Source organism: Brakhagea slesvicensis, assembly GCF_052161625.1.
In the GTDB taxonomy this organism is placed as follows: domain Bacteria; phylum Planctomycetota; class Planctomycetia; order Pirellulales; family Pirellulaceae; genus JBKCUI01.
In genome coordinates this window covers 3,715,060-3,736,441 of record NZ_CP197412.1, presented here as the reverse complement: position 1 = coordinate 3,736,441, position 21,382 = coordinate 3,715,060, and the positions used below count along the sequence as shown (strand labels likewise).

Below are 21,382 nucleotides of genomic sequence, written 5' to 3'. Positions count from 1 at the left end.
GTTACTCTTCGTCCGTGTTGGCTTGGCCTTTGATGGTTCTTTGGGCGACATCCCACGCAGCATGGAGGTGCTCCACATACTGCTCCGGCGTGAGGATTCCTAGATTTAGAGGATTGTCCGTGAGGGGCGTCATTTCCAAGAGCCATCCTTCGCCGTACTTGTCGACGTTGATGAGAGACGGATCGTCGAGCAAACGCTCATTGATGGAAACGATTTGGCCTGCAATGGGAGCGTACATGCCGCTCTCCGCTTTCTTGCTCTCGATGTTCCCGAATTCTTGCCGGTTGGACAACTCGCTGCCGGGGGATACATCGAAGTCGATGAAGTAGATGTCTTGAAGCAGCCGAACGGCATAGGCCGAGAAACCGAATCGAAAGACATTGGGCTGGACTTCCAGAGCCCACATGTGGTTCTTGATATAGTGTCGATCACATGGCAACTCGGCGATGAACTCTCCCATCGCGAACGTGAGTTGCTCGCTCATGTGTAGCGAACTCCGCGGAGGTGAGGCTCGAAAAACCGAGGGAGCAATCCATCGACGCAAAGGAGTCCGTCCATGGTGAGTTCGATCCTCACCACCTTGCCATCGTTGTTGGATACCAGCGTGGCGAAGCCCTCGTCGGCCAACTCGTTCCATTGCGATTGAAACGTTTCGACGATTGAAACGCCATGCTTGCCTTCGAAATACTCGACGTCCAAATAGCCCTTCTTCAGAAGAAGTATCAGTTCGCGAATGAGGCTTTGCTCCGCGGTCGGCTGATAGGCTCGGCCGAGGGGGAGGCGATTCTCGTCGAGCAAGATCGACAGGTATTGCGCGTACTCAGGGACATTTTGGTAATGGACTCCGGACAAGTGACCGAAACTGGCCAAACCGGTTGCCAGCAAATCCGCACCGGTCCAAAGGTTGTCGCGATACGAGAAGTTCACCTTGTTCGGATCCTTGACCAGCGTGTAAGCGCTGCTGATGCTGTACCCAGCAGATTGGAATTCCTCAAACGCGTAGCGAACCCAATCTCTTTTGGTTTGCCAATTCGCCACGGGGGCCTCTTGCTTCGACTCGAGCAATCCTTTGGAGATGACCGTGTTGAAAGGGAGTTCCATCTGGTAAATGGTGAGACTCTCTGGAGAAAGCTCCAATGCCAGACGAATGTTCTCTTTCCAGTTATCCCACGTCTCTCCCACCATGCCGGAGATCAAGTCGATGTTGACGTTCGGGAATCCGGCGGTGCGGATCCACTCCCACGCGCGATAGATTTCTTTGGTCAGGTGGGCGCGACCGTTCTCTTCGAGAATCGCATCCGAAAAGTTTTCCACGCCGAGGCTGAGGCGGGTGACCCCCAACTCGCGCAGCGTGTGCACTTTGGACTCGCTCAACGTTCCAGGCTCGCATTCGAACGTCACCTCTTCCGCTTTTTCCCACGTAAGACTTCGGTGCAGCCGCTCGAACAACGATCGCAGCTGTTTGACGCTCAAGTAGCTCGGCGTGCCACCTCCAAAGTAGACGAATCGAATAGGCCGTCCACCCATGGCCGGCTGGCTGGATACCAACTCGATTTCACGCGATAGAGCCGAAACATAACGCTCAATCTCTTCCGCATTGACGTTGGTCAACACCTTGAAGTAACAGAATTTGCAGCGTTTACGGCAAAATGGTATGTGGAGATACAGCCCGAGCGGAACATCGCGTGGCGGCTGCTTCATCGCCTCCTCAATCAATGGGAGCGATGTGGAGTTCCATTGGGAGTAGGGCGGATAATTGGAAATAAAGTAACTTCCAATCTCGGTTTTGGTTGCTTCAGTCGTCATCGCGAGTACAAAGTGTTTTTGTGTTCTGGACTCAGAGTCCCACTAGTTTACCCGACATTGCTCCCTCCGTCTCGATAGAACTCCTTTGAATTCGTTTATGCACCACCATTGGGACGCCATCATCGTCGGAGGAGGAGCCGCTGGTTTGTGGGCCGCAGGGACCGCTGCGGCTCGCGGCAAAAAAATTTTGGTGCTTGAGAAAAACACCAAGGCGGGGGTGAAGATTCTCATGTCGGGTGGGACACGTTGCAACATCACCCACCACTGCGATCAGCGGAAGATCGCCGACGCATTCGGAAAGCAAGGAAAGATCCTCTTGTCCGTCTTGCAGCGACTTTCGCCTCAAGATGTCGTTCGAGAAATCGAGGCGCTGGGGGTCGCAACCAAGGTCGAGGAAACCGGCAAAGTTTTCCCAGCGAGCGATCGCGCACTCGATGTTCGCGACGCGATTGTCAAGCGTCTTGCACAGGCCGGCGCCGCCTTGTGGACCGGCGCACCTGTCCAAAATGTCGTATCCAATCCCGCAGGCGGTTTCACCGTCTTCGCATCGCGAGGAGGTGAAGACCTGCAGTTGAGTTGCGACTCCGTTCTTATTACGACAGGAGGCCTCAGTTTTAGCGGCTGCGGAACCACCGGAGACGGATACCCCTGGGCTGCCCAATTCGGACATACGATCACTCCCCTTCGCCCCGCCCTGACGCCCCTCCTCTCGAATGCGTCTTGGGCGCAGGATCTGAGCGGTCTGACGCTCGATGATATTTCCATCACGGCAAAAGTGCTGCAATCCGACGGCAAGTCGATCCCGATGGAACGGACCGTTTCGCGCGGTGGGTTTCTGTGGACGCACTTCGGGTGCAGCGGTCCGACCGCCATGAACGTCTCGCGTTGCTTTTCCGATGCACACGAGGATTGGAAACTGTCGCTTCATATCGACTTGCTCCCCGATCTATCACGCGATGCCTGCGAGCGATGGCTGTTGGATGCGATGCAAAGTTCGAATCGATCTATCACCAATCTATTGAGCACGCGTATCCCGAAACGTGTGGCCGCTTGTTTGATGAAACAGATCGGTGCGCCGGAGGAAGTCCATGCAGCGGAGTTTTCGAAGAAGCATCGGAATCAATTGCTAGAACGCATCAAAGCCTTGACATTGCCGATCCATGGAACGCGTGGGTATCCGAAAGCGGAGGTAACCGCGGGCGGCGTGGCCCTCGGCGAGGTAAACTTTCAGGATATGCAGAGTCGCAAACAACCGGGGCTCTACTTCGCAGGCGAGATCTTGGATCTCGATGGACCGATTGGGGGATTCAATTTCCAAGCGGCCTGGAGCACCGGGCACGCCGCGGGTTTGCATCTCTAGCCTTTCCGAACGGGGAATCCCCCAAACGTTGCTTGTCAAATGGATGTGACCTTTACTGGATGCGACCTTTACAGTGGTGATGAGGAGTAGAGGGAATGGGTTCAACAAGTTCATTCATCCGGCTGGTGTGCGTCGGATTCCTTCTGGTGATGTTCGCTCCACGTTCGTCATCTCTTGGCCAAGACAATCGATTGGATGGTTATCGTGGTATTTGGTTTACCCTAGGACAGTTTTCCAAGCACGGCGATAAGTACTCCGGTGGACTAGGAACCTACACCTCCAGTCACAATCCTCTGGCGGTCTATTCGCCTGAAGTGGATCGGACCTTTTTCACCTACGGTGGCACGACGCAATCCGATCAACGGCACTTGCTGATCATGGTTTCCTACTTCGATCACAAGACAGGGACGGTTCCTAAACCGGTGGTCGTGCATGACAAACAAGGAGTCGACGATCCGCACGACAATGCAAGTTTGCAGCTCGACGAGCATGGCTACGTGTGGGTCTTCATCAGTGGCCGTGGTCGCAATCGACCTGGCTTCATCTATCGCAGCGAAGCCCCTTGGTCGATTGATCGATTTCAATTGGTTCGCGAGGCGGAAATGACTTACCCGCAGCCGTGGTATTCCAAGCGTGATGGTTGGCTCCACTTGTTTACCAAATACACGAAGGGGCGGGAGCTTTATTGGGAAACCAGTCGCGACGGATTGCATTGGTCGGAGACGAAGAAGTTAGCCGGGATCGGCGGACATTACCAAGTGAGCGAATACTTCCTCGGTACCGAGGGGAATGAGAAGATCGGCACATTCTTCAATTACCATCCGGGGGGGAATGTGGATAAACGGACCAACCTTTACTACATGGAGACCCGGGATGGTGGTGAGACTTGGGTCACTGCCGATGGTCGACCTCTCACAGTTCCATTGACCGAGATAACCAATCCTGCATTGGTCATCGACTACGTGAAAGAGGGACTGAATCAGTATGCATGCGATCTCCATTTCGATTCTGCGGGGAACCCAGTGTTGCTTTACGTGACGAGCCAGGGTCATGAACCAGGCCCGGAAAACAACCCGCGCGTGTTTCGATTGACACGTTGGACCGGATCCGAATGGAAAACGCAAATTATCGGCGAGACCGATCATAACTACGACATGGGAAGCATCTATGTTGCTGGCGACCATTGGCGCATTTTGATCCCGTGCAGGCCGGGCCCGCAGTCATGGGGGGGCGGCGGTGAAGTCGTATGGATGGAAAGTCGCGATGGCGGCGCGACTTGGAGCGAGCCACGTGAGGTGACGCAGGGAAGTTCGCTCAACCACAATTACATCCGAAGGCCGCGGCAAGCTCAGGATCCCTTTTATGCGTTCTGGGCCGATGGGAACCCCGATCGGTTTAGTCCATCTCGCTTGTACTTCACCGATTCCCAAGGGGACAAGGTTTGGCGCTTGCCGGGAAAAATCGACGGCGAATTCGGCACCCCCGAACTCGTTCCTCGCAATTAAAAGCCCCCCACAGTACACATTTCGCTCTCCACCTCATATCTCGAATCGTTCCGCCAACGCAAACGAGCCATCACTCCTCCCCCTCCCTCTCCTGCTCGTGCTCGTACTCGTGCTCCTGCTCGTACTCGTACTCCTGCTCGTACTCCTTCTCCTTCTCCTTCTCCTTCTCCCTGCTCCCTGCTCCCTGCTCCCAGCTCCCTGCTCCTTGCTCCTTGCTCCCTGCTCCCTGCTCCCTGCAGCTATCTCGTTCGATCCGCGACTTGCTTGTTGATTGCCATGCTTGGGATGTAGAATCGATTCGGTGTGGCAAAAACGGATTTCAAACGCTTCTCGTCGATGCTGACTCGATTGATCGGAGAGACAAGAGGGGGCAGAGGGTTGTATCGAGGACGAAGACGAGTGGCACGATGTTGAGGACGAGCAGGAGCAGGAGGACGAGCAGGAGCAGGAGCACGAGCACGAGTACGAGTACGAGCACGAGCACGAGTATTACAATGGTGAGTACGATGACGAGTCGTTCCCAATTGCGTGGAATTGTTTATTGCATTGGGGGAGTCGTTATGCTTGTAGCCCTCACGGGCATCAGCGTCCGTGCTTACAAAACCGTCTTCAAATCGCATGAAACGTTCAGTGCCATCTGGATCACGCACGACATGCTCGTGGCCCATATGCGCCAGACGAATGGAAAGTGGCCAGCCGATTGGAAGGATCTCGCATCTGACTTCTCGTCGATCAACGGCAGCGAGTATGGCGTGCCCAATTTGGATTGGGTTCGGGGACACGTTAGCATCGATTTTGGATTTGATCCATCGTCGCTTGATGTATCGAATACCGCGCAGCCCAGTGGGCTGCGCGTCATAAAAATGACTGACGGGAGCGACAACGAGGAGATCCGAAATGCCAATGAGCGGATACAATCGTTTCTCCTTGATCATCGTTCAAACACGCCGGCAACTAGACCGTCTATGTGACGGAACGAGACGAACACTCAGATGACGTCTAATAAGATTATCGGTTTTGCTTCGATTGCGTTCGGCATCCTCATCATCGTGTTCAGTCGGTTCATCGTCTTTCCGGGCTTGGAAATGATGCTGGGTATCGACACGTTGGTCGGTAGGGAGAACGTAAATTACCGGCCCGATGGCAGTTATATGTACACCAACCCGGGGGCTATGGCTGCTTGGATTCTGACTGTATCAGGAATAGGATTGCTGATCGCAGTCGTGGGCTCCATGATTTTGATTCGCAACAAGCCTACATCCCATTCATGGAGCCATAATGAGGCGTCGTCAAGCAAGCCTTTTTCTTCCCGATCTATTCCAAATTGAGGCTATCCGATTTCGCTACAACCCGATCCAGGCTCGGCTTATTCCCGCGCATGTGACCCTTTGCCGAGAGGACGAGGTCACTGATTGGGATGCATTTCAGGCTAGGTTGGAATCGTTGGTGCCTATGGCGATCACACTCACGTTTGGCGCCCCGGTCCGAGAAAACAACTTCGTCTTCCTGCCAGTGCTCGATGGGCTTTCCAACTACCACGACTTCCGACGAGCCATTCTGCCAAACGAGGCCCGAAATCTGATTCCTCACGTCACATTGATTCATCCGCGAAATGGGATTTGCACCGATCCAATTTTTGCCGATGTTTCGGCGACCATCATCTCACCAATTCAATATACGTTTCGCGAGGTGAGGATTATCGAGCAAGAAGCGGGTGGAGTGTGGAGAGTCATTGCAAGTGTCGGAAACTCGATGGATGAAGCAACCGTCATGGAAAAAGACACGGATGAACAAACCATTCTTCCAGCAGGTGAAGATTAGAGAACCACTGAATACACCGAACACACCGAAATTAAGCCACTTCCGTTCGACACTCCCTTTCCGTGTATTCCGTGTATTCCGTGGTTAAAAAGCAAGTGCCACTCTAGAAAAAACTCTCCTGAGAAGGCTTCGTGGGCTTGATACAGCGACACCTTCCTGCTAATTTGTTAGCACAGTGCTAATTTATTAACATATGGAGGGGCGTGGTGCGAGACACAAGGCTAGTAGAGCTTGGCAAAAGGCAGCAACAAATCTACGAAACCGTGTTACGGCTTGGTAAAGCCACCGTCGCACAGGTTTGTGAGAATATGGTCGAGGCGCCAAGCTATTCTTCTGTCCGCACCATGCTTGGAATCCTAGTTGAAAAAGGCTATCTAAAAGTTACCGAGCAAGGAAAACGCTATGTCTACACGGCAGCCCATGCCAAGCAACGGGTTCAGCAGAACGCTGTCCGACGTTTGCTTGACGTTTTCTTTGGTGGGTCTTCAACCAGTGCCGTAGCCGCGATTCTCGATTTAGAAAAAGACGGAATAACCGAGGAACAGGCAGCTCAATTGCGTGAGATGATTTCGGAAGCAAGGAAGCGCGTTTAACGTACCTTATTCTTTCAAAGATGCCCGAGGTGTGAAATGCATTGGATTGAGACAGTCAACACGTACTTGCCAGCGTTGAAGTTCGTTACGGCAGTCGTGGTGCCGTTTGCTATTCCGGTATTCGCCGAAGTTTTTTCTCGCCGGTTTTCTGCTGATTTGCGTTGTAAACTTTGGCTATTTGCCATGTTCTCGATGTGCGCTGCACCTATTTTGTACCGAATCGATGTCCCATGGCCAGTTGCCTTCAAACCGTCAGCACCAGCAGCAGGATCGCTGAGTGATCGGGACGACGAATCCTTGTACGCTAGCCCATCAGGATCGCTTCCACGTTTTGAGGGGCAACCTGGAACCGAACATCACCAGACACCCACCGCGCTCTTGGAAACACCCAAGTCAACCAAAGCAACAGAAAGCAAAATCAATCCCGCATCCAATAGCAGCCGAACATTTTCGTGGTCCAATCTGTACTTGGGATTTGCTTGCGTTTTGCTATGCAGACTTCTGTACACGCACTGGAGAGCCTTCCTGTTTCGCTCTAGAAGCGAGCCCATCGAAAACGTGGGAAGTCACTCGCTTCTACAAGAATGGTCGCGGCGGTATTCGATTACGATCAGAGCCTCCGGAGATATCCAGGTACCGACGGTGGTTGGTTTGATAAGGCCAGTGATTCTCCTGCCGAAAGATACGGAAAGCTGGCCGGCGGATAAATTGATGGCTGTGGTTCAGCATGAGAGCGCACATATCTCACGCGGAGACATTTTCTGGACTACGGTGGCCTACGTTTTACGAGCGGCTTTCTGGATCAATCCCTTAGCATGGATCGCTGTCGCAAGAATCACACGACTTCGGGAATTGGCCTGTGATGACATTGCGAGCAAGCAAGCGATCAACGCTTTTTCCTACGCGGAACACCTCATTGCCATTGCTAGAGAGCTGGGTGTAACTCGAGAAAAAAGTGATCTGATTGCAAGTACAGCGAGTGCTATCCAGCAAACCGAGCTGACACTCCGACTGCGATACATTCTCGATGCTCGCCAGAGTCGAGTGCCATCATCCGTTACTTCAACGATGGTCTTCGCCGCTGCGTTCGGTTCTTTGGCAGCATTTTGCGGAGCGTTTCTCCCAAGTTCGTTTACTGCGACGCTTCTGGCGTCTGACGAACCGCCCGTGGCCAAGTCGACACAAGGCGCCGTATTGTTCTCTGGTCATATCAAGGACGCGCGCGGCACTCCTATCGCTGGGGTGAGGTTATCACCGGGAGTTTTTGACATCAAGTTGAACGAACAAGATCGTTTGGATTCGGAAATGACCACGAACGAGGAGGGTTATTTCGAGTGGCGAACTCCCATGGTCTATCGACTTCACTTATCCAAGTATGGATACCTGAGCCAACAAATTGAGGTTAATGGACCGAGAGAACGTCAGATTGTCATGCGCGATGCATACAAGATTCGTGGCGTGGTACTTGGGGCCGATTCAAAACCGGTCATTGGAGCTAAGGTTTCCGTTTTCATCGACGCAGACGGTGCACAGCCACCTCGAAAAGTTCTCACTACTGACACGAAAGGTAACTTTGAATTTGCCAGCGCATCAAGTTCTGTAATGAATATTGCGGCAATCGACGACGATGGCCAAGCCGGGACACTTTCCAATGCAAGCAGCACAAATAGCAACAACACCATCCAGCTTCTTCCACCGAAGAACGTAACGATAAGAGTGAAAGATCACACGGGAAATCCAGTTGCGGATGCGGACATCATCCTAGGATCATGGAACAAAAGTGGCGTTCGCCAGTTTACGGACAAGACCAACAGCGAGGGTGAAGTCGTCTGGCCCAAGGCGCCTTCCGGAAGGCTTGTATTCGCGGCACGACGCCAGGGGTTTCGCACGGGATGGACAATTGTAGACTCACAGACTTCAGCAACTGCAGAGATAACTTTGTATCCACCCTTAAAGTTTTCCTGCACTGCCGTCGACGACGAAACGGGAGAGAGCATCCAGGACTTTATCGTTACGCGAAGATATGAACGAAAAGTCTCTTGGTATTTTGGCGATGAGAAGTTCGATGACGTCAGCCTCAATGAAAGATTTCGAAGTCGAGGGATGATTGGTGATCAAAGCAAGGATGGATTACTAAGCTTTGTCAGTGACTATGCGTTCGACAGAATGATCTTACAGGTCCACGCCAACGGATATCAAACTCTTGAGGATATTGTCGTCTCCGACGCTGACGTATCACCCCAACGCAATTACCGCTTGACGAAAGTGAAGCACGATACGGGAACGGAGATCCAAGTGGTTGGTCCAGACGGAATGCCTGCATCAAATGTCAATGTGGAATTGCAGAGGACAGGCCAAGGGAGTGGACTTCGTTTTGATCCTGACGATATCTTGCTGGATCGTCTTCGAAATCCTGGACTCTATCTCCCTGGAACCTATACCAAGACAGGCTCGAACGGGAAATTCGTTCTTCCCGCAGAACCAAAAATTGGATCGATTGTAGTTTGGGGAGATTCAGGATGTTACTTCGGCAGCTTGAGCGACATGGATCCTGCAAAACCGGTTGTTTTAAAGCCCTACTCACGAGTTCGAATTCGGTTGCCCTTAAACATGCGACAGAACAAGCTGGCGAACTTTATTTTGAAGAAGGAGGTTAAGGTACTGTACAATGGAACGCCTATCCCCAATTCTTTATCCATACAAGTCAATCCTACCCGAGGTGATATTCCAGATGAGATCGTTGTCGAACGAGCATTGGGTGGAACGATCTCTCTTGTAGATTGGGCGATGCGACCTAACCAGCGACTCATCACGGAGAATGTCCTTGCTTCGTTTGAGGTCGAGCCAGGTTTCGAAGTGCTTGTCGATCTTACGGGAACATCAAAAATCTCAGGGAAGTTGTCGTTGCCAAAGGAAGCAAAAGTGCGGTTGGAACAGCTTGAGATTAGAGCCACAACGCAAGGCAAGGATCACGCTAAAACTTACAGCTCTTTTGTGCAGAGTGATGGATACTTCGAGTTCGATGAGATCTCGGCTGGGGACTATACCTTTACTATTCCCGCCATAGAAGTTGAACCACCAGAAGGGATGCCTCGACCATCGCCATACGATATTTCCACACTGCACTTTGGAATCGATATCCAAGAAAGCATTGCCGAGGGACAGTCTCGAGACATTGGTGTCGTGGAGACCAAAATACTAAAGCAACTACCGCGTGCCGCGTATGGAAAAAGTCGTAATGAATAGCTGCTGGCGAAGTCTGCATTCGGACTAACAGAGATGGTAGGACTGGACCACTTCATTTGGCGGTTCACCGGAACGATTCCTCGAAAGATGGGTGCTTATCAATCCGTTTCTCGCCAAGGCGGTAAGGCGCAAAGAAAAAGAATCGGACGCAAGAGAAGGCGACCAAACAGCAAACACGGTGGAAGGCACGCATCGCCAACAACGACTTGGATTCTACTCCGCGATCCTCCGCGCCCTCCGCGGTTAAACCACCGACTAGAACCACCAAATGGAACCACTGAATACACCGAACACACTGAAATGAAAGCCACATCCGTTCGACACTCCCCTTCCGTGTATTCCGTGTATTCCGTGTATTCCGTGTGTTCCGTGGTTAAAAACTCTTGAATGACTCTAGTTTGTTATGGCGTGAGAGCCCCTTGGTAAGGCGAAGCCAAGGCTCCACCAAACTAGGTTAGAGCTCGAACTGCTTGTTCGCGAGCGCTTGAAAGAAGTCGGGGAGGCTGCCGAGGAGGTCGTCTCGTCGCAAGATTTCGTTTTGAGTGAGCCACATCACTTCAGAGACTTCATCGGGGTTCGGGACCGGTTCGGATTGTTCGGCCCGATGGCAGAGCAACCACTCGAGGTGGGTACCCCAACGTGTCACCGACGACCAAAGGTGTCGTTCGATGTGAATAGGCAGCTGTAGTTCCTCGAGCATCTCGCGTTGCATTGCTTCAGCGATCGATTCCCCAGGCTCGATCCCTCCGCCTGGGAAGCAGAGGAGGTTCGGAGCCCGAACCAATGCCGAGCGTCGGATCACCAGCAATCGAGATTCTTCTTGAATGACCGCCACGACGCCATGTCGGCCTTGATCGCGAGAAGGGGTTTCGGGGCCGTTCACGATGCTTCCTTTTTGGGGCGGTTGGAGAACTCGACGCAGCGATTGATGGTCGCGATCACGATCACTACGAAGCATATGATCAAGAACAAGATGGCAGCGGTACAGAGTCCACCTCGCAGTGTGTCGCTATAAACACCTGCACGAAGACCATTGTTGAACATGGGCCAGAAGTTCCCGGTGATCATTTGGGCGCTTGCCGTGAGCGTTGTCAGGGCGATGAAGCAAAGCGGTAGTACCGTGACCCACCACCACTTGCCACGCCCCGATTGAAACATCCATGCCGTAACGACGCACAATGCGATTCCGGCGAGGAGTTGATTCGCGATACCGAACATGGGCCAGATCGTATCGATCGAGCTACTCCAGATCAGAGAGCCCCAGCCCAACGTGACGAGCGCAGTGCTGATCAACACGCCGGGCATCCAATCCATCTTTGCAAACTGAGGGTGCAGTTTTCCAAGAATCTCCTGCAGTAGGAATCTGGCTATTCGTGTCCCTGTATCGATGGTTGTGAGGATGAACAAGGCTTCGAACATGATGGCGAAGTGGAACCAGTATTTGACCACTCCATCCATCGAAAGGGAACTTGAGAAGCGCTGCATCGAGTCGGTCATGATTTTGGACATTCCCACCGCGAGGGTGACCGCCCCTCCCGTGCGTCCCCGGAGTGTTTCGCCACCAACCTGTCGTTCCAGTTCTTGCAAGTGATCGGTGTCGGCATTCATCTTTTGAAGGATCTCAGCATGTTTCTCAATCTTGCTCAAATCGATATTGATCGCCCAGTAGTCGCCGGCGGGGAGCGATGCGGCAGCGATGAGAGCGCAGACCGCAACGAGACCTTCCATAAGCATTGAACCGTAGCCGATCAAGCGAATGTCTTTTTCGTTCGATATCATCTTCGGGGTCGTGCCCGAAGAGACCAATGCGTGAAATCCGGAGATCGCGCCGCACATGATGCAAATGAACACAAAAGGGAAGACCGCGCCGGAGAAGTAAGGTCCTCCACCCCCCGCGTAGTATTCATTCCAAGCCGGCGCTTCGAGTCTGGGGTTGGCGATCAAGATGCCACCGATCAAAACACCGATCGTTCCAATCTTCAAGAAGCTGGACAGATAATCGCGAGGGCACAAGAGAAGCCAAACCGGGAGTACCGAGGCGATGAATCCGTAGAGGCATATCGACAGCGTGATCCCTTCGCGCGAAAGCGAGAAGTAAGGCTCCAACCAGGAACCGGGGATCCAGTTTCCGGCCACCGTCGCTCCGAGCACTCCGATCGCTCCGATCAACGAAGCTTCGACGATATGTCCGCGTCGAAACCGGTACATATAAAGTCCGACGAAGAGTGCGATCGGGATCGTGCAAAAAATGGTGAATGTTCCCCAGGAGCTTCCCTTGATCAGTTCGACCGACTTGGGCGGAATCACGATCGACCCGGGCTGCGAGGTCGCGGTCACCCGTTCACTTTCGGGCACGCGAATAGTGAATCGTTCGCTGCGGGAGGATTCCCCTCGCGGGTAGATCACCTTCGAACCTTCGGGGATTTCCAGCAACGTTCCGGAAGGGGTGGGTGAGGTGATGAGTTCACCGGAGTATTCGATCTTAGCACCCGCCAGCAAATTGACTTGCTCGCCCCCCAGCGCTTTGACCACCACCACCCCCAGACCGGAGAGGGCGATGATCACGATGAAGAGAATGGCCAGGGAAGCGAGCCATCCGACGGTAGGGCCCAGGATCGATCGGGCGATTTCTGCCAAACTTTTTCCATCGTGCCGGACGCTCGCTGCGAGCACCAAAAAGTCCTGGACCGCGCCTGCCAAGCAGACACCGACGATCAACCAAATCAGTCCGGGCATATAACCAAATTGGATCGCCAGAACGGGGCCGATGAGAGGGCCTGCGCCAGAGATGGCAGCGAAGTGATGGCCGAAAAGGATCCATCGATTGGTCGGATGGTAATTTTGACCATCATCCAGGCGTTGGGCAGGAGTGGCTCGGCTTTCATCCAACGAGGCGACGCGGGCGGCGAGAAACGCGCTGTAGTACCGATAGGCCACCGCCATCGCGGCCAAAACTCCCAGCATGATTGGCATTGCGTGCATCATTAGTCCGTTTGATCGGAGAGGGGTAGGATTAAAGAAACCTTGAGGGTCGCTTGCTGTAGGAACGCTCCGTAGGTAAGGTATTGGCTCGGTGGAGCGATACTAGCTTAACACGCAGCGACACGCTTTAGGCGGCCGGTTATTTGTGGATGGAGTTCCTATAGTAACCGAACGATATCGATTGGGCTTTGAATGGGTAGAGCAAAGCCCGATCCGGATCTCGAAAAGCGCAGAATCCAGTTTCAATCAGGCGGATTGGATCATGGAGTTGTTTCGTGCTTGGGCTGGTTTCCAATCGTGGAACGTGTGTTCTGGGATTGATGATTGGTATGCCGTCACTCGACCGAGTTCATCGCTTATGTTCCTTATGTAGAGAGAAGTAGCTGAATGTCTTCTGAAAAGAAATTTAAGCTCGAGTATGTATGGTTGGACGGCTATTTGCCCGAGCCCAACCTCCGCAGCAAGACGAAGGTCGTCGATACTGCGCCAAAGAGTGTCGAGGATCTCGCTCTGTGGGGATTCGACGGTAGCTCTACCCAACAAGCCGAAGGCAAGAGTTCCGATTGCGTTTTGAAGCCCGTTGCTCTCTACCCAGATAGCACGCGCGTCAACGGCTTTCTCGTGATGTGTGAAGTGCTCCTCCCTAATGGCGAGCCACACCCATCGAACTTCCGCAATACAGTGGATGAAGATCCCGACCTTTGGATCGGATTCGAGCAAGAGTACTTCTTCTTCGAAAACGGTCGTCCCCTCGGATTCCCTGAAGAGGGATTCCCAGGACCGCAGGGCCCTTACTATACCAGTATCGGTTACAAGAACTGCGGCGACATCGCGCGTCAGATCGTGGAAGAGCACATCAATATCACCTTGGACGCAGGCATTTTCCTGGAAGGGATCAATGCAGAAGTTGCCAAGGGGCAGTGGGAATTCCAGATTTTCGGCAAAGGCTCCAAGAAGGTTTGCGACGACATGTGGATCGCTCGCTATCTCTTGATTCGTCTGGCTGAGAAGTACGGCATCGACATCGAGTTCCATTGCAAGCCTATCAAGGGTGACTGGAACGGTTCCGGTATGCACACGAACTTCTCCACCAAGAAGTTGCGAGAAGAAGGTGGCAAGGAGTACTTCGAGAAGCTCATGGCTGCATTTGACAAGTATCGCGACGAACATATCGCCGCTTACGGTCCAGACAACCACCTTCGATTGACCGGTCTCCACGAGACCCAGTCGATCGACAAGTTCAATTACGGTGTTGCCGACCGCGGTGCATCCATTCGTATCCCCCACGCCTTCATCAACAACGGATACAAGGGATACCTCGAAGATCGACGTCCGAACTCGCAAGCCGATCCATACAAGATCGTTTCGCGAATTCTCAAGACGATCAAGACCGTCAGCTAATCGCTGTTACGGATTGAATCAACGAACCAAAGAGGGTGGCATGGCCACCCTCTTTTCGTTTTCATGGCCAACGATTGGAAGGGGCTTAAAAGTCCTTGCGAGGACGAGTACGAGTACCGCTTCGCTGAGTACGAGTACTGCTGCGCTGAGGAAGATAACGACGGGGAGGCTCGAAGGACAGAACTACGGTTGTTGGTCTAGGAGGAAGGGTGGGAGGACTTGAAACGAAAGCGATGGCGTTTTCCGTCTGGAGATTCCCTCGGCAACCATCGTTCGCAATTGCCATGCGGATGCGACGAGACGTTCCTGGATCGCTTCAGTTTCTTCGACGGTGGTATCGCCCATGGGCTGGACCAGCACGAGCAAATGCGATGCGTCGGGCGCGGGGATTACATCGGTGACGGCCACCAACGCCTCGCCGTGGAGGACCTCGTCGACACCGTATTCCAGGACGCGGCGAACCTGCGAACAAAGCTGGAGTGTTTTGCGATCGACGCTCGGTTGAGAGCGACCGCCGCTTCCGGTGGCAAAGTCAGGTTTTCGTGAATGGTGCTTCATACGATCCTCAAGACACAGTGTGGGAGGTTTCGGTTCGTCTAATTCTAGGGAAACCCTCGGCGGCGAGGCGATTCGTTGCTACCATGCTCGTCCATCCTGTTTTCTTGCCTGGAGCCGAACGAATGAAATCCCAATTCTTGGAAACCTTGTCCAACTCCCTCCAAAGCATGCGCGATGCGGGAACGTTTAAAACGGAACGCATTATCGGATCAGCGCAAGGAGCCATGGTGGAGTTGGAGGATGGACGCAAGTTGCTCAATATGTGCGCGAACAACTATTTGGGCTTAGCGCATCACCCGAGTGTGCAGCAGGCCGCCGAGGAGGCACTGCAGCGATGGGGATATGGGATGGCATCGGTTCGTTTCATTTGTGGGACGCAATCGATTCACAAGGATCTAGAGAAACAGCTCAGTCGATTCCTGGGGTTCGAAGATACGATCCTCTACAATTCCTGCTGGGACGCCAACGGTGGACTCTTTGAAACCATTTTGACATCGGAAGATGCCATCATCTCCGATGAACTCAATCATGCCAGCATCATCGATGGTATTCGATTGTGCAAAGCCCAGCGACTTCGCTACAAGAACAATAACATGGACGATCTTCGGGCCAAGCTCGAGGAGGCCAAGTCGGCTCGTTTTCGTTTGATCGCCACCGATGGGGTATTCTCCATGGATGGCACGATCGCAGACTTGGCCACCATTTGCCAATTGGCCGACGAGTACGATGCAATGGTCATGGTGGACGACTCCCACGCGGTCGGTTTTGTAGGGGCCAAAGGGCGAGGCACGCACGAGCACTGCGGCGTCCTTGATCGCATCGACATCATGACCGGGACACTTGGCAAAGCATTGGGTGGTGCAAGCGGCGGTTACACATCCGGCAGCAAAGAGCTTGTCGAACTGCTGCGGCAGAGGTCTCGCACGTACCTCTTTTCCAATACCATCGCCCCCCCGGTCGTCGCGGGTGCCATCCGTGCGCTCGAGATTTTGGAGCACTCCACGGATTTGCGCGACAAGTTAGAGTCCAATACGCAATTCTTCCGCGAGGAGATGCTCCGACGTGGAATGACCATTCTCCCTGGAACGCACCCCATCACCCCCGTGATGATAGGCGATGCCTCGCAAGCGGCGCAGGTTGCGCAAACGATGCTGGAGGATGGCATTTACGTCATCGCATTTTCCTACCCTGTCGTCCCGCAGGGGAAGGCCCGCATTCGAACGCAAGTCTCTGCGGCCCATGATCGGGCGCAGCTGCTCATGGCAGCCGAATCGTTCGAAAAGCGAACGAAACTGGCCAACTAGTCCACACAAAGGTGCAAGAGCGTCGAATCCGTTAGCTCCCTTCGGTCGGCAATCGGAAGCGAGGCTGATTCGTCGGAACCGGAAGACTGTGGCTGCTGTTGGGATGATTTCCTTTTTTCTGAACCCAGTTCGCTTTGGGTGCGCTGGGAGTGGCGCCCATGCTAGCAGCTGGCATGAGTTCGCGAATACGCTGGCTGAGAATTGCAGCGTCATACCACGTGAAGGAAAGGTCTGGATCGGCTGCATAGCGTCCGAGCATGCGAAGCGTTTCCGTTCGACTCGCCTCGTCGAACATAAAAATGTATTGTTCCTCGCCGCGCACTAGCGCAACGACGCTTACTTCGCCACTCATGAAGCGAACCTCCGTGCCTGTGTCCGAACTCATCCGGGATGCGATCGCACCCGAACGCGCCGCAGTGCCTGTTTGCGGCTAGCGTTCGTATCGGTAGACAGGCCACCGGAGATTCAGGCGACTTTCAAGCTGTCCGCCGCGGCTCGAGAGGGTTTCCACGATATGCTGATGACAGCAGAAACGTATAAAGTCTTCGCTGCGTTGGAGATACGATTGCCAGCCTCCGAAACGCGCGTCGTCACGAAAGTAAAAGTACTCCTGAAGGGATTGCGTGAAATCTTCGTCATTACCGTTATAGGCCTTCATATGTGAAATGACCGGCTCGTATTGAGGTACGAATGGGGCGGGTTCGGTACTCGGACGCCTTGGTATGAACCCTCGCGCATCGGGCCAATTGGGTGGATTGCCTTCATTCCCCCCTACAACGCCACTGCCGATCGCGATGGCACCGACTTGGTAAGGTTCGACGGCCAACGCGCCCTGCGAATCGGTCTGCTCTAAAACTTCTTCATGAACCTCTTCTTGGATGCCGATCGTTCGTTCCATCGAAGCATCGATCCGGAAGCTACCGTCCGCTTGTGGGATCAATGGGTTTTGCCCCTCCAACGATCGGACCTTCGCGGGCATGCGCGCTGGCTCTTCCAACGGCTCTTCCAACGGTTCTTCCAACGGTTCTTCCCACGAAGCGAACTGAATCGGAGACTTCATCGTTCGACGACGATTCGCTAGCGTTTCTACTTGTTCCTCCGAGCTTCCATTCGGTGCGGGGGCTGGCAATTCCGAACCCGGATCCTCCGCAGCCGGAAGAGTGGCCTCGGGTGCAATATCTTGTTCTTCCTGCGAGCGAACGGGAGGTGAGGCGAGATTGGGTGGCTCGGCGGACGCGGTGCCGGAGCGAGGCGTTTGAGTTGCAATTTGTTCGCGGGCCAGGGCTCTTTCGGATTCAAGCCGAATCCATTCCGGGATCTTCTTCTCTTCTTTCGTTCCCCAGGGAAGTCCATAGCCGACTGGAATGGGATGCAAACCGGGGTTGGCTGCGTACCAATTCACCTTGAGCGTCATCCGAGGGGGGTAATAAGGCGTGTAGTCCGTCACGGCACCTTGGAGGACCGCGTCCACTCCGAGGAACTGGGCGAATTGTTGAAAGTCCTCGGCGGTGGCAATGGGTCGGGCAAGCCGTTGTTGTTCGAAGGCGATGAGAGCTTGTTCGACGACGCCGAGCGGAAGGACTTCGAAGCCAGGGACCGACTGGAGTTCGTTGTAGTAGGCGAGCGAAACGCGAGCGCCGCTGAGGGTGGGTTCTTCGCTTTGGTTGCGAAACGGAAGAATCGCGACCCGAGAGAGTTCGGGAAACGGGTTGTGGTACTTCGGTTTGTACCGCACATCGGGAACCGCGGCGCACCCGGTGCACAGGAGAAGCATCCCGCAAAGCATCCCGATCGCAAACGCAATCGGTCGTCGAGCTTCTATGGATTGGTGAACCATGGGTGGAGGAGGTTTGCGAATGGAATATGGAGCATTACGAAGGGAACTCCAGGCACAGAGTTCCCTTCGTAACGCATACCTCTTTCCCCCTAGGTACAGACGGTAGTATCGGCATCCAAAGCAAATCTTCTGAAGGCAATCCAATCGTTTGAATTGTTTTTTTCCAAATTCTCCACCCAACCGGAAAAGATTCACGCAACGTATCCAGATTGCCGAATAAGAAACATGCTCCGTGATAGTGTCCTCTACCACCATCAGCGTTTTCCCTATGGAATCCCATCGCAAAAGCGAGACTTCGGATGAATCTTCCCCTCCCTTGGATGGGTGCCTCCCTCGCGGTAGCACCCGCAGTCCTGCAGTCGGTGGGACAAGTAGCGGGAAAGACGAGCGAAGCCTTTGGCGATCTGCTCTCTCAAATCCTTCATCCATCGGACAGTGGCCTCTCGGAAGCTCCACACGGGAGCGAAGCAACAGCATCCGCTGGTGATGCAACGAACTCCAAAAAGGGGTTGAGTTGGTCCGAAGTCCAGAAGTCGCTCCGAGAATGGATGGAGGGGGCGAGCAAGCGGTTGGGGGCCCCCTTTACACCTGGGACTATTTCGTTCGAGGTCGACCATCAGGATCGCTTGACCGTCCACGGGGCCGAGCCATTCCGCGAAGGGCTGGAGCAGCATTTGAGTCAGCGTCCGGATCTGGTCGATGGAATTCTTGCGCACAAAAGAAAATCGGAAGAACCACTCTCGTGGTTACCCAGTCGCAGCGCGCCGGTCGCCGGAATTTCGCCCTCCCCTTCGCAGGGTGCCAGCTCCCCGTTTCGCATCCTTCTCTGACCGTTTCGCATCCTTCTCTGACCGTTTCGCATCCTTCTCTGACCGTTTCGCATCCTTCTCTGAGCGTTCTCGGATCGGGATCTGCCACCCCTGCGATCGGGCAGAAGCGAGATGGAGTAAGATGAGCGACCTTGAGCTACTCGTTTCCTCCTGCACGGTGACCCATGTTTTTTCCAATCAGCGACGATGATCGCGAAATCACCACCGTATCCTATGTGACCTACGGGCTGCTAGCAGCCAATGTCCTGCTCTTTGTGGTCCAGCTTGTGGACCCGATGTTCACGTATGGATGGAGCGTGATACCAAAAGAGATCGTGAGCGGGATCGATCTCGTCGAACCTCAACCGTTGGAGATCCCCGGACAAGGGGTCGTGATGATCCCGCAAGCTCCTGGGCCTCCGATTGTGTGGCTCACGCTTTTGAGTTCCATGTTCATGCATGGCGGATTCGGGCACATCGCTGGCAACATGCTCTACCTATGGATTTTCGGCGACAACGTGGAGCATCGATTTGGGCACGCCAAGTTTTTGCTTTTCTATCTCTCAGCGGGGCTGGTCGGGAGCCTTGCTCAGATCTGGATGGACCCCGATAGCGTTATTCCCAACCTCGGCGCGTCCGGGGCCATTTCCGGAATTATGGGAGCTTATCTCGTTTTGTTTCCACACAATCGAATCAACGCGATATTCTTGTATCAAGTTGTTACGGTGCCAGCGATCGTGGTGCTCGGCATGTGGATTTTAATGCAATTGGTGAGTGGTTATGGTTCCATCGCTGCGACCACCGTCTCCGCGGGCGGTGTTGCTTATCTGGCTCACATCGGTGGTTTTGTGGCAGGGGCTGCGGCCGCAGCCTTCTGCAGGATGCAGATGCCTGATGAACCCGACAGCGTGCTATATCGACAATACCGACGTGACCCACGCGATCGGCGGCTTTGGTAGTCCACTCGGCTTGCCTAGCCCATCATGCAAAATGCCATCGCTGGTTGGCGATGGCATTTTGACATTCAAGGAGTCGACGGAGGAGAATTCTGAATCGGTTGGGCGTTAAGCCAACCCCAGACGTTCTTTCGGATCCTTCAGGGCGTGCTGCAATCGATTGAGCGCTTCGGTTTCGATTTGCCTTACGCGTTCGCGTGTCAGACCGAGTTCGGCACCGATTTCTTTCAGTGTATGGGGGGGAGTGTCCCCCAGTCCGAAGCGGAGTTTCAGCACCGTTGCTTCTCGGGTATCGAGCGTCCCTAGCAGTTCGATAGCAGTTTTCAAGACATCGTGGTCGAGGAGCGCTTCGTCAGGGCTCTTCAACCTTTCGTCCATCACCATCTCTCCAAGTGACCATCCGGAGTCAGACTGATCGCTTTGAGGGGTGGCATTGTAGACTTGGATCGCTTTTTTGATGATCGGGAGCTTCTTCTTGGGAAGACCCAGAACGCGAGCGACTTCTTCTTGCGTTGGCATTCGCCCAAGTTCATCCGAGAGTCTCGCAGTGGCTCGACGCCATTTGCTCAGCAGTTCGACCATGTAGGCCGGAATGCGAATGGTCTTTGCGGAGTTGATCAGTGCGCGTTTGATCGACTGCTTGATCCAATAGCTGGCGTAGGTGCTGAATCGCGTCCCCATGTCAGGATCAAACCCTTCCACAGCGCGCAGCAATCCCAGGTTTCCCTCTTCGATGAGATCTTGCAGCGCGAGACCTTTGCCCACGTAGCTGCGAGAAATGTTCACCACGAGTCGGAGATTCGCTCGGACCATTCGGTCTCGGGCAGCCGCATCTCCTTTCGCAATCGCTCTGGCGAGCATTTGCTCATCCTCGGCCGTTAAGAGCTTGGTCTCGTTAATCTCACGGAGATAGGTCTCCAGGGGAGATTGAAGCTGTGCACCATCCTTGGGACTGCGTCGACGAGAGATCGAACGGATCTCTTCGTCCTGTGGCTCCTCCACTTCGTCTAAGTATGGGCCAGTTTTTGCCATGAAAGCTCCGATGCTTGGTCGAGGGGCTTCTAGGGAATGCCGAACGGACAATCCGAAGCTAGATAGCATTCCACCCCTGCCGTATCGTCGAGGGAATGCAGGCATATCCAAAGAATTCGCCCAGGGATGGCGTGTAGCGATTATTCTCGACGCGCAAAGCCTTTGCCTGTAA

20 protein-coding genes are annotated in these 21,382 nt (G+C 53.8%); 11 read left to right on the top strand and 9 right to left on the bottom strand.

Annotated elements, in window-relative coordinates; all coding sequences use genetic code 11:
* Position 1: 1 nt before the first annotated feature.
* Together SH467x_RS14210 and SH467x_RS14205 are read right to left on the bottom strand one after the other, a co-directional pair.
* Positions 2-484, bottom strand: a complete 483-nt coding sequence (locus SH467x_RS14210) for a glycine cleavage system protein H (protein WP_482367770.1) — start codon at positions 482-484, stop codon at positions 2-4.
* A complete protein-coding gene (locus SH467x_RS14205; RefSeq protein WP_482367769.1) occupies positions 481-1,806 on the bottom strand; it encodes a coproporphyrinogen-III oxidase family protein in 1,326 nt (441 codons plus the stop codon). The genes SH467x_RS14210 and SH467x_RS14205 overlap by 4 nt, the downstream gene beginning before the upstream one ends.
* Positions 1,807-1,903: 97 nt before the next feature.
* On the opposite strand from SH467x_RS14205, the gene SH467x_RS14200 reads away from it, so the two are divergent.
* Together SH467x_RS14200 and SH467x_RS14195 are read left to right on the top strand one after the other, a co-directional pair.
* Positions 1,904-3,166 carry a BaiN/RdsA family NAD(P)/FAD-dependent oxidoreductase gene (locus tag SH467x_RS14200; protein WP_482367768.1) on the top strand — a complete coding sequence of 421 codons (1,263 nt, stop codon included), beginning with the start codon at positions 1,904-1,906 and terminating at the stop codon, positions 3,164-3,166.
* Between the two features lie 95 nt (positions 3,167-3,261).
* A complete protein-coding gene (locus SH467x_RS14195; protein WP_482367767.1) occupies positions 3,262-4,671 on the top strand; it encodes a BNR-4 repeat-containing protein in 1,410 nt (469 codons plus the stop codon).
* Between the two features lie 70 nt (positions 4,672-4,741).
* Here the strand turns inward: SH467x_RS14195 and SH467x_RS14190 are convergent, their stop codons facing one another.
* Positions 4,742-4,981 (bottom strand): hypothetical protein, encoded by a 240-nt coding sequence (locus SH467x_RS14190; RefSeq protein WP_482367766.1) that lies wholly within the window; start codon positions 4,979-4,981, stop codon positions 4,742-4,744.
* Positions 4,982-5,177: 196 nt separating this feature from the next.
* Here SH467x_RS14190 and SH467x_RS14185 point away from each other — a divergent pair, with 196 nt between their 5' ends.
* From SH467x_RS14185 to SH467x_RS14165, 5 genes are all read left to right on the top strand, one after another.
* Complete coding sequence (locus tag SH467x_RS14185; RefSeq protein WP_482367765.1) at positions 5,178-5,642, top strand: hypothetical protein; 465 nt, start codon at positions 5,178-5,180, stop codon at positions 5,640-5,642.
* 21 nt (positions 5,643-5,663) lie between these two features.
* Entirely contained in the window at positions 5,664-5,999 is a 336-nt protein-coding gene (locus SH467x_RS14180) for a hypothetical protein (protein ID WP_482367764.1), read from the top strand.
* Positions 5,950-6,492, top strand: a complete 543-nt coding sequence (locus SH467x_RS14175) for a 2'-5' RNA ligase family protein (protein ID WP_482367763.1) — start codon at positions 5,950-5,952, stop codon at positions 6,490-6,492. Before SH467x_RS14180 ends, SH467x_RS14175 begins: the two co-directional genes overlap by 50 nt.
* 203 nt (positions 6,493-6,695) lie before the next feature.
* Positions 6,696-7,085 (top strand): BlaI/MecI/CopY family transcriptional regulator, encoded by a 390-nt coding sequence (locus SH467x_RS14170; protein WP_482367762.1) that lies wholly within the window; start codon positions 6,696-6,698, stop codon positions 7,083-7,085.
* A gap of 36 nt (positions 7,086-7,121) precedes the next feature.
* Complete coding sequence (locus SH467x_RS14165) at positions 7,122-10,331, top strand: M56 family metallopeptidase (protein WP_482367761.1); 3,210 nt, start codon at positions 7,122-7,124, stop codon at positions 10,329-10,331.
* A 454-nt stretch (positions 10,332-10,785) separates the two neighbouring features.
* On the opposite strand, the gene SH467x_RS14160 is transcribed toward SH467x_RS14165, so the two are convergent.
* Together SH467x_RS14160 and SH467x_RS14155 are read right to left on the bottom strand one after the other, a co-directional pair.
* A complete protein-coding gene (locus tag SH467x_RS14160) occupies positions 10,786-11,214 on the bottom strand; it encodes an NUDIX hydrolase (RefSeq protein WP_482367760.1) in 429 nt (142 codons plus the stop codon).
* The gene (locus SH467x_RS14155; protein ID WP_482367759.1) at positions 11,211-13,316 is read right to left on the bottom strand and encodes a carbon starvation CstA family protein; all 2,106 of its coding nucleotides are present in this window, start codon (positions 13,314-13,316) and stop codon (positions 11,211-11,213) included. The genes SH467x_RS14160 and SH467x_RS14155 overlap by 4 nt, the downstream gene beginning before the upstream one ends.
* 384 nt (positions 13,317-13,700) lie before the next feature.
* On the opposite strand from SH467x_RS14155, the gene SH467x_RS14150 reads away from it, so the two are divergent.
* Entirely contained in the window at positions 13,701-14,714 is a 1,014-nt protein-coding gene (locus SH467x_RS14150; protein WP_482367758.1) for a glutamine synthetase beta-grasp domain-containing protein, read from the top strand.
* A 183-nt stretch (positions 14,715-14,897) separates the two neighbouring features.
* On the opposite strand, the gene SH467x_RS14145 is transcribed toward SH467x_RS14150, so the two are convergent.
* Positions 14,898-15,272 carry a hypothetical protein gene (locus SH467x_RS14145; RefSeq protein WP_482367757.1) on the bottom strand — a complete coding sequence of 125 codons (375 nt, stop codon included), beginning with the start codon at positions 15,270-15,272 and terminating at the stop codon, positions 14,898-14,900.
* Positions 15,273-15,394: 122 nt separating this feature from the next.
* Here SH467x_RS14145 and SH467x_RS14140 point away from each other — a divergent pair, with 122 nt between their 5' ends.
* A complete protein-coding gene (locus tag SH467x_RS14140) occupies positions 15,395-16,576 on the top strand; it encodes a glycine C-acetyltransferase (RefSeq protein WP_482367756.1) in 1,182 nt (393 codons plus the stop codon).
* Positions 16,577-16,607: 31 nt separating this feature from the next.
* Here SH467x_RS14140 and SH467x_RS14135 read toward each other — a convergent pair whose 3' ends face one another.
* Together SH467x_RS14135 and SH467x_RS14130 are read right to left on the bottom strand one after the other, a co-directional pair.
* Complete coding sequence (locus SH467x_RS14135) at positions 16,608-16,961, bottom strand: hypothetical protein (RefSeq protein WP_482367755.1); 354 nt, start codon at positions 16,959-16,961, stop codon at positions 16,608-16,610.
* A gap of 45 nt (positions 16,962-17,006) precedes the next feature.
* A complete protein-coding gene (locus SH467x_RS14130) occupies positions 17,007-18,413 on the bottom strand; it encodes a hypothetical protein (protein ID WP_482367754.1) in 1,407 nt (468 codons plus the stop codon).
* Positions 18,414-18,712: 299 nt separating this feature from the next.
* Here SH467x_RS14130 and SH467x_RS14125 point away from each other — a divergent pair, with 299 nt between their 5' ends.
* Both SH467x_RS14125 and SH467x_RS14120 read left to right on the top strand, forming a co-directional pair.
* Positions 18,713-19,243: a hypothetical protein gene (locus SH467x_RS14125; protein ID WP_482367753.1), complete on the top strand. Its 531-nt coding sequence runs from the start codon at positions 18,713-18,715 to the stop codon at positions 19,241-19,243.
* Positions 19,244-19,407: 164 nt separating this feature from the next.
* A complete protein-coding gene (locus SH467x_RS14120; protein ID WP_482367752.1) occupies positions 19,408-20,181 on the top strand; it encodes a rhomboid family intramembrane serine protease in 774 nt (257 codons plus the stop codon).
* Between the two features lie 105 nt (positions 20,182-20,286).
* On the opposite strand, the gene SH467x_RS14115 is transcribed toward SH467x_RS14120, so the two are convergent.
* On the bottom strand, positions 20,287-21,210 hold the full coding sequence (locus SH467x_RS14115) for a sigma-70 family RNA polymerase sigma factor (RefSeq protein ID WP_482367751.1): 924 nt from the start codon (positions 21,208-21,210) through the stop codon (positions 20,287-20,289).
* Between the last annotated feature and the right edge of the window lie 172 nt (positions 21,211-21,382).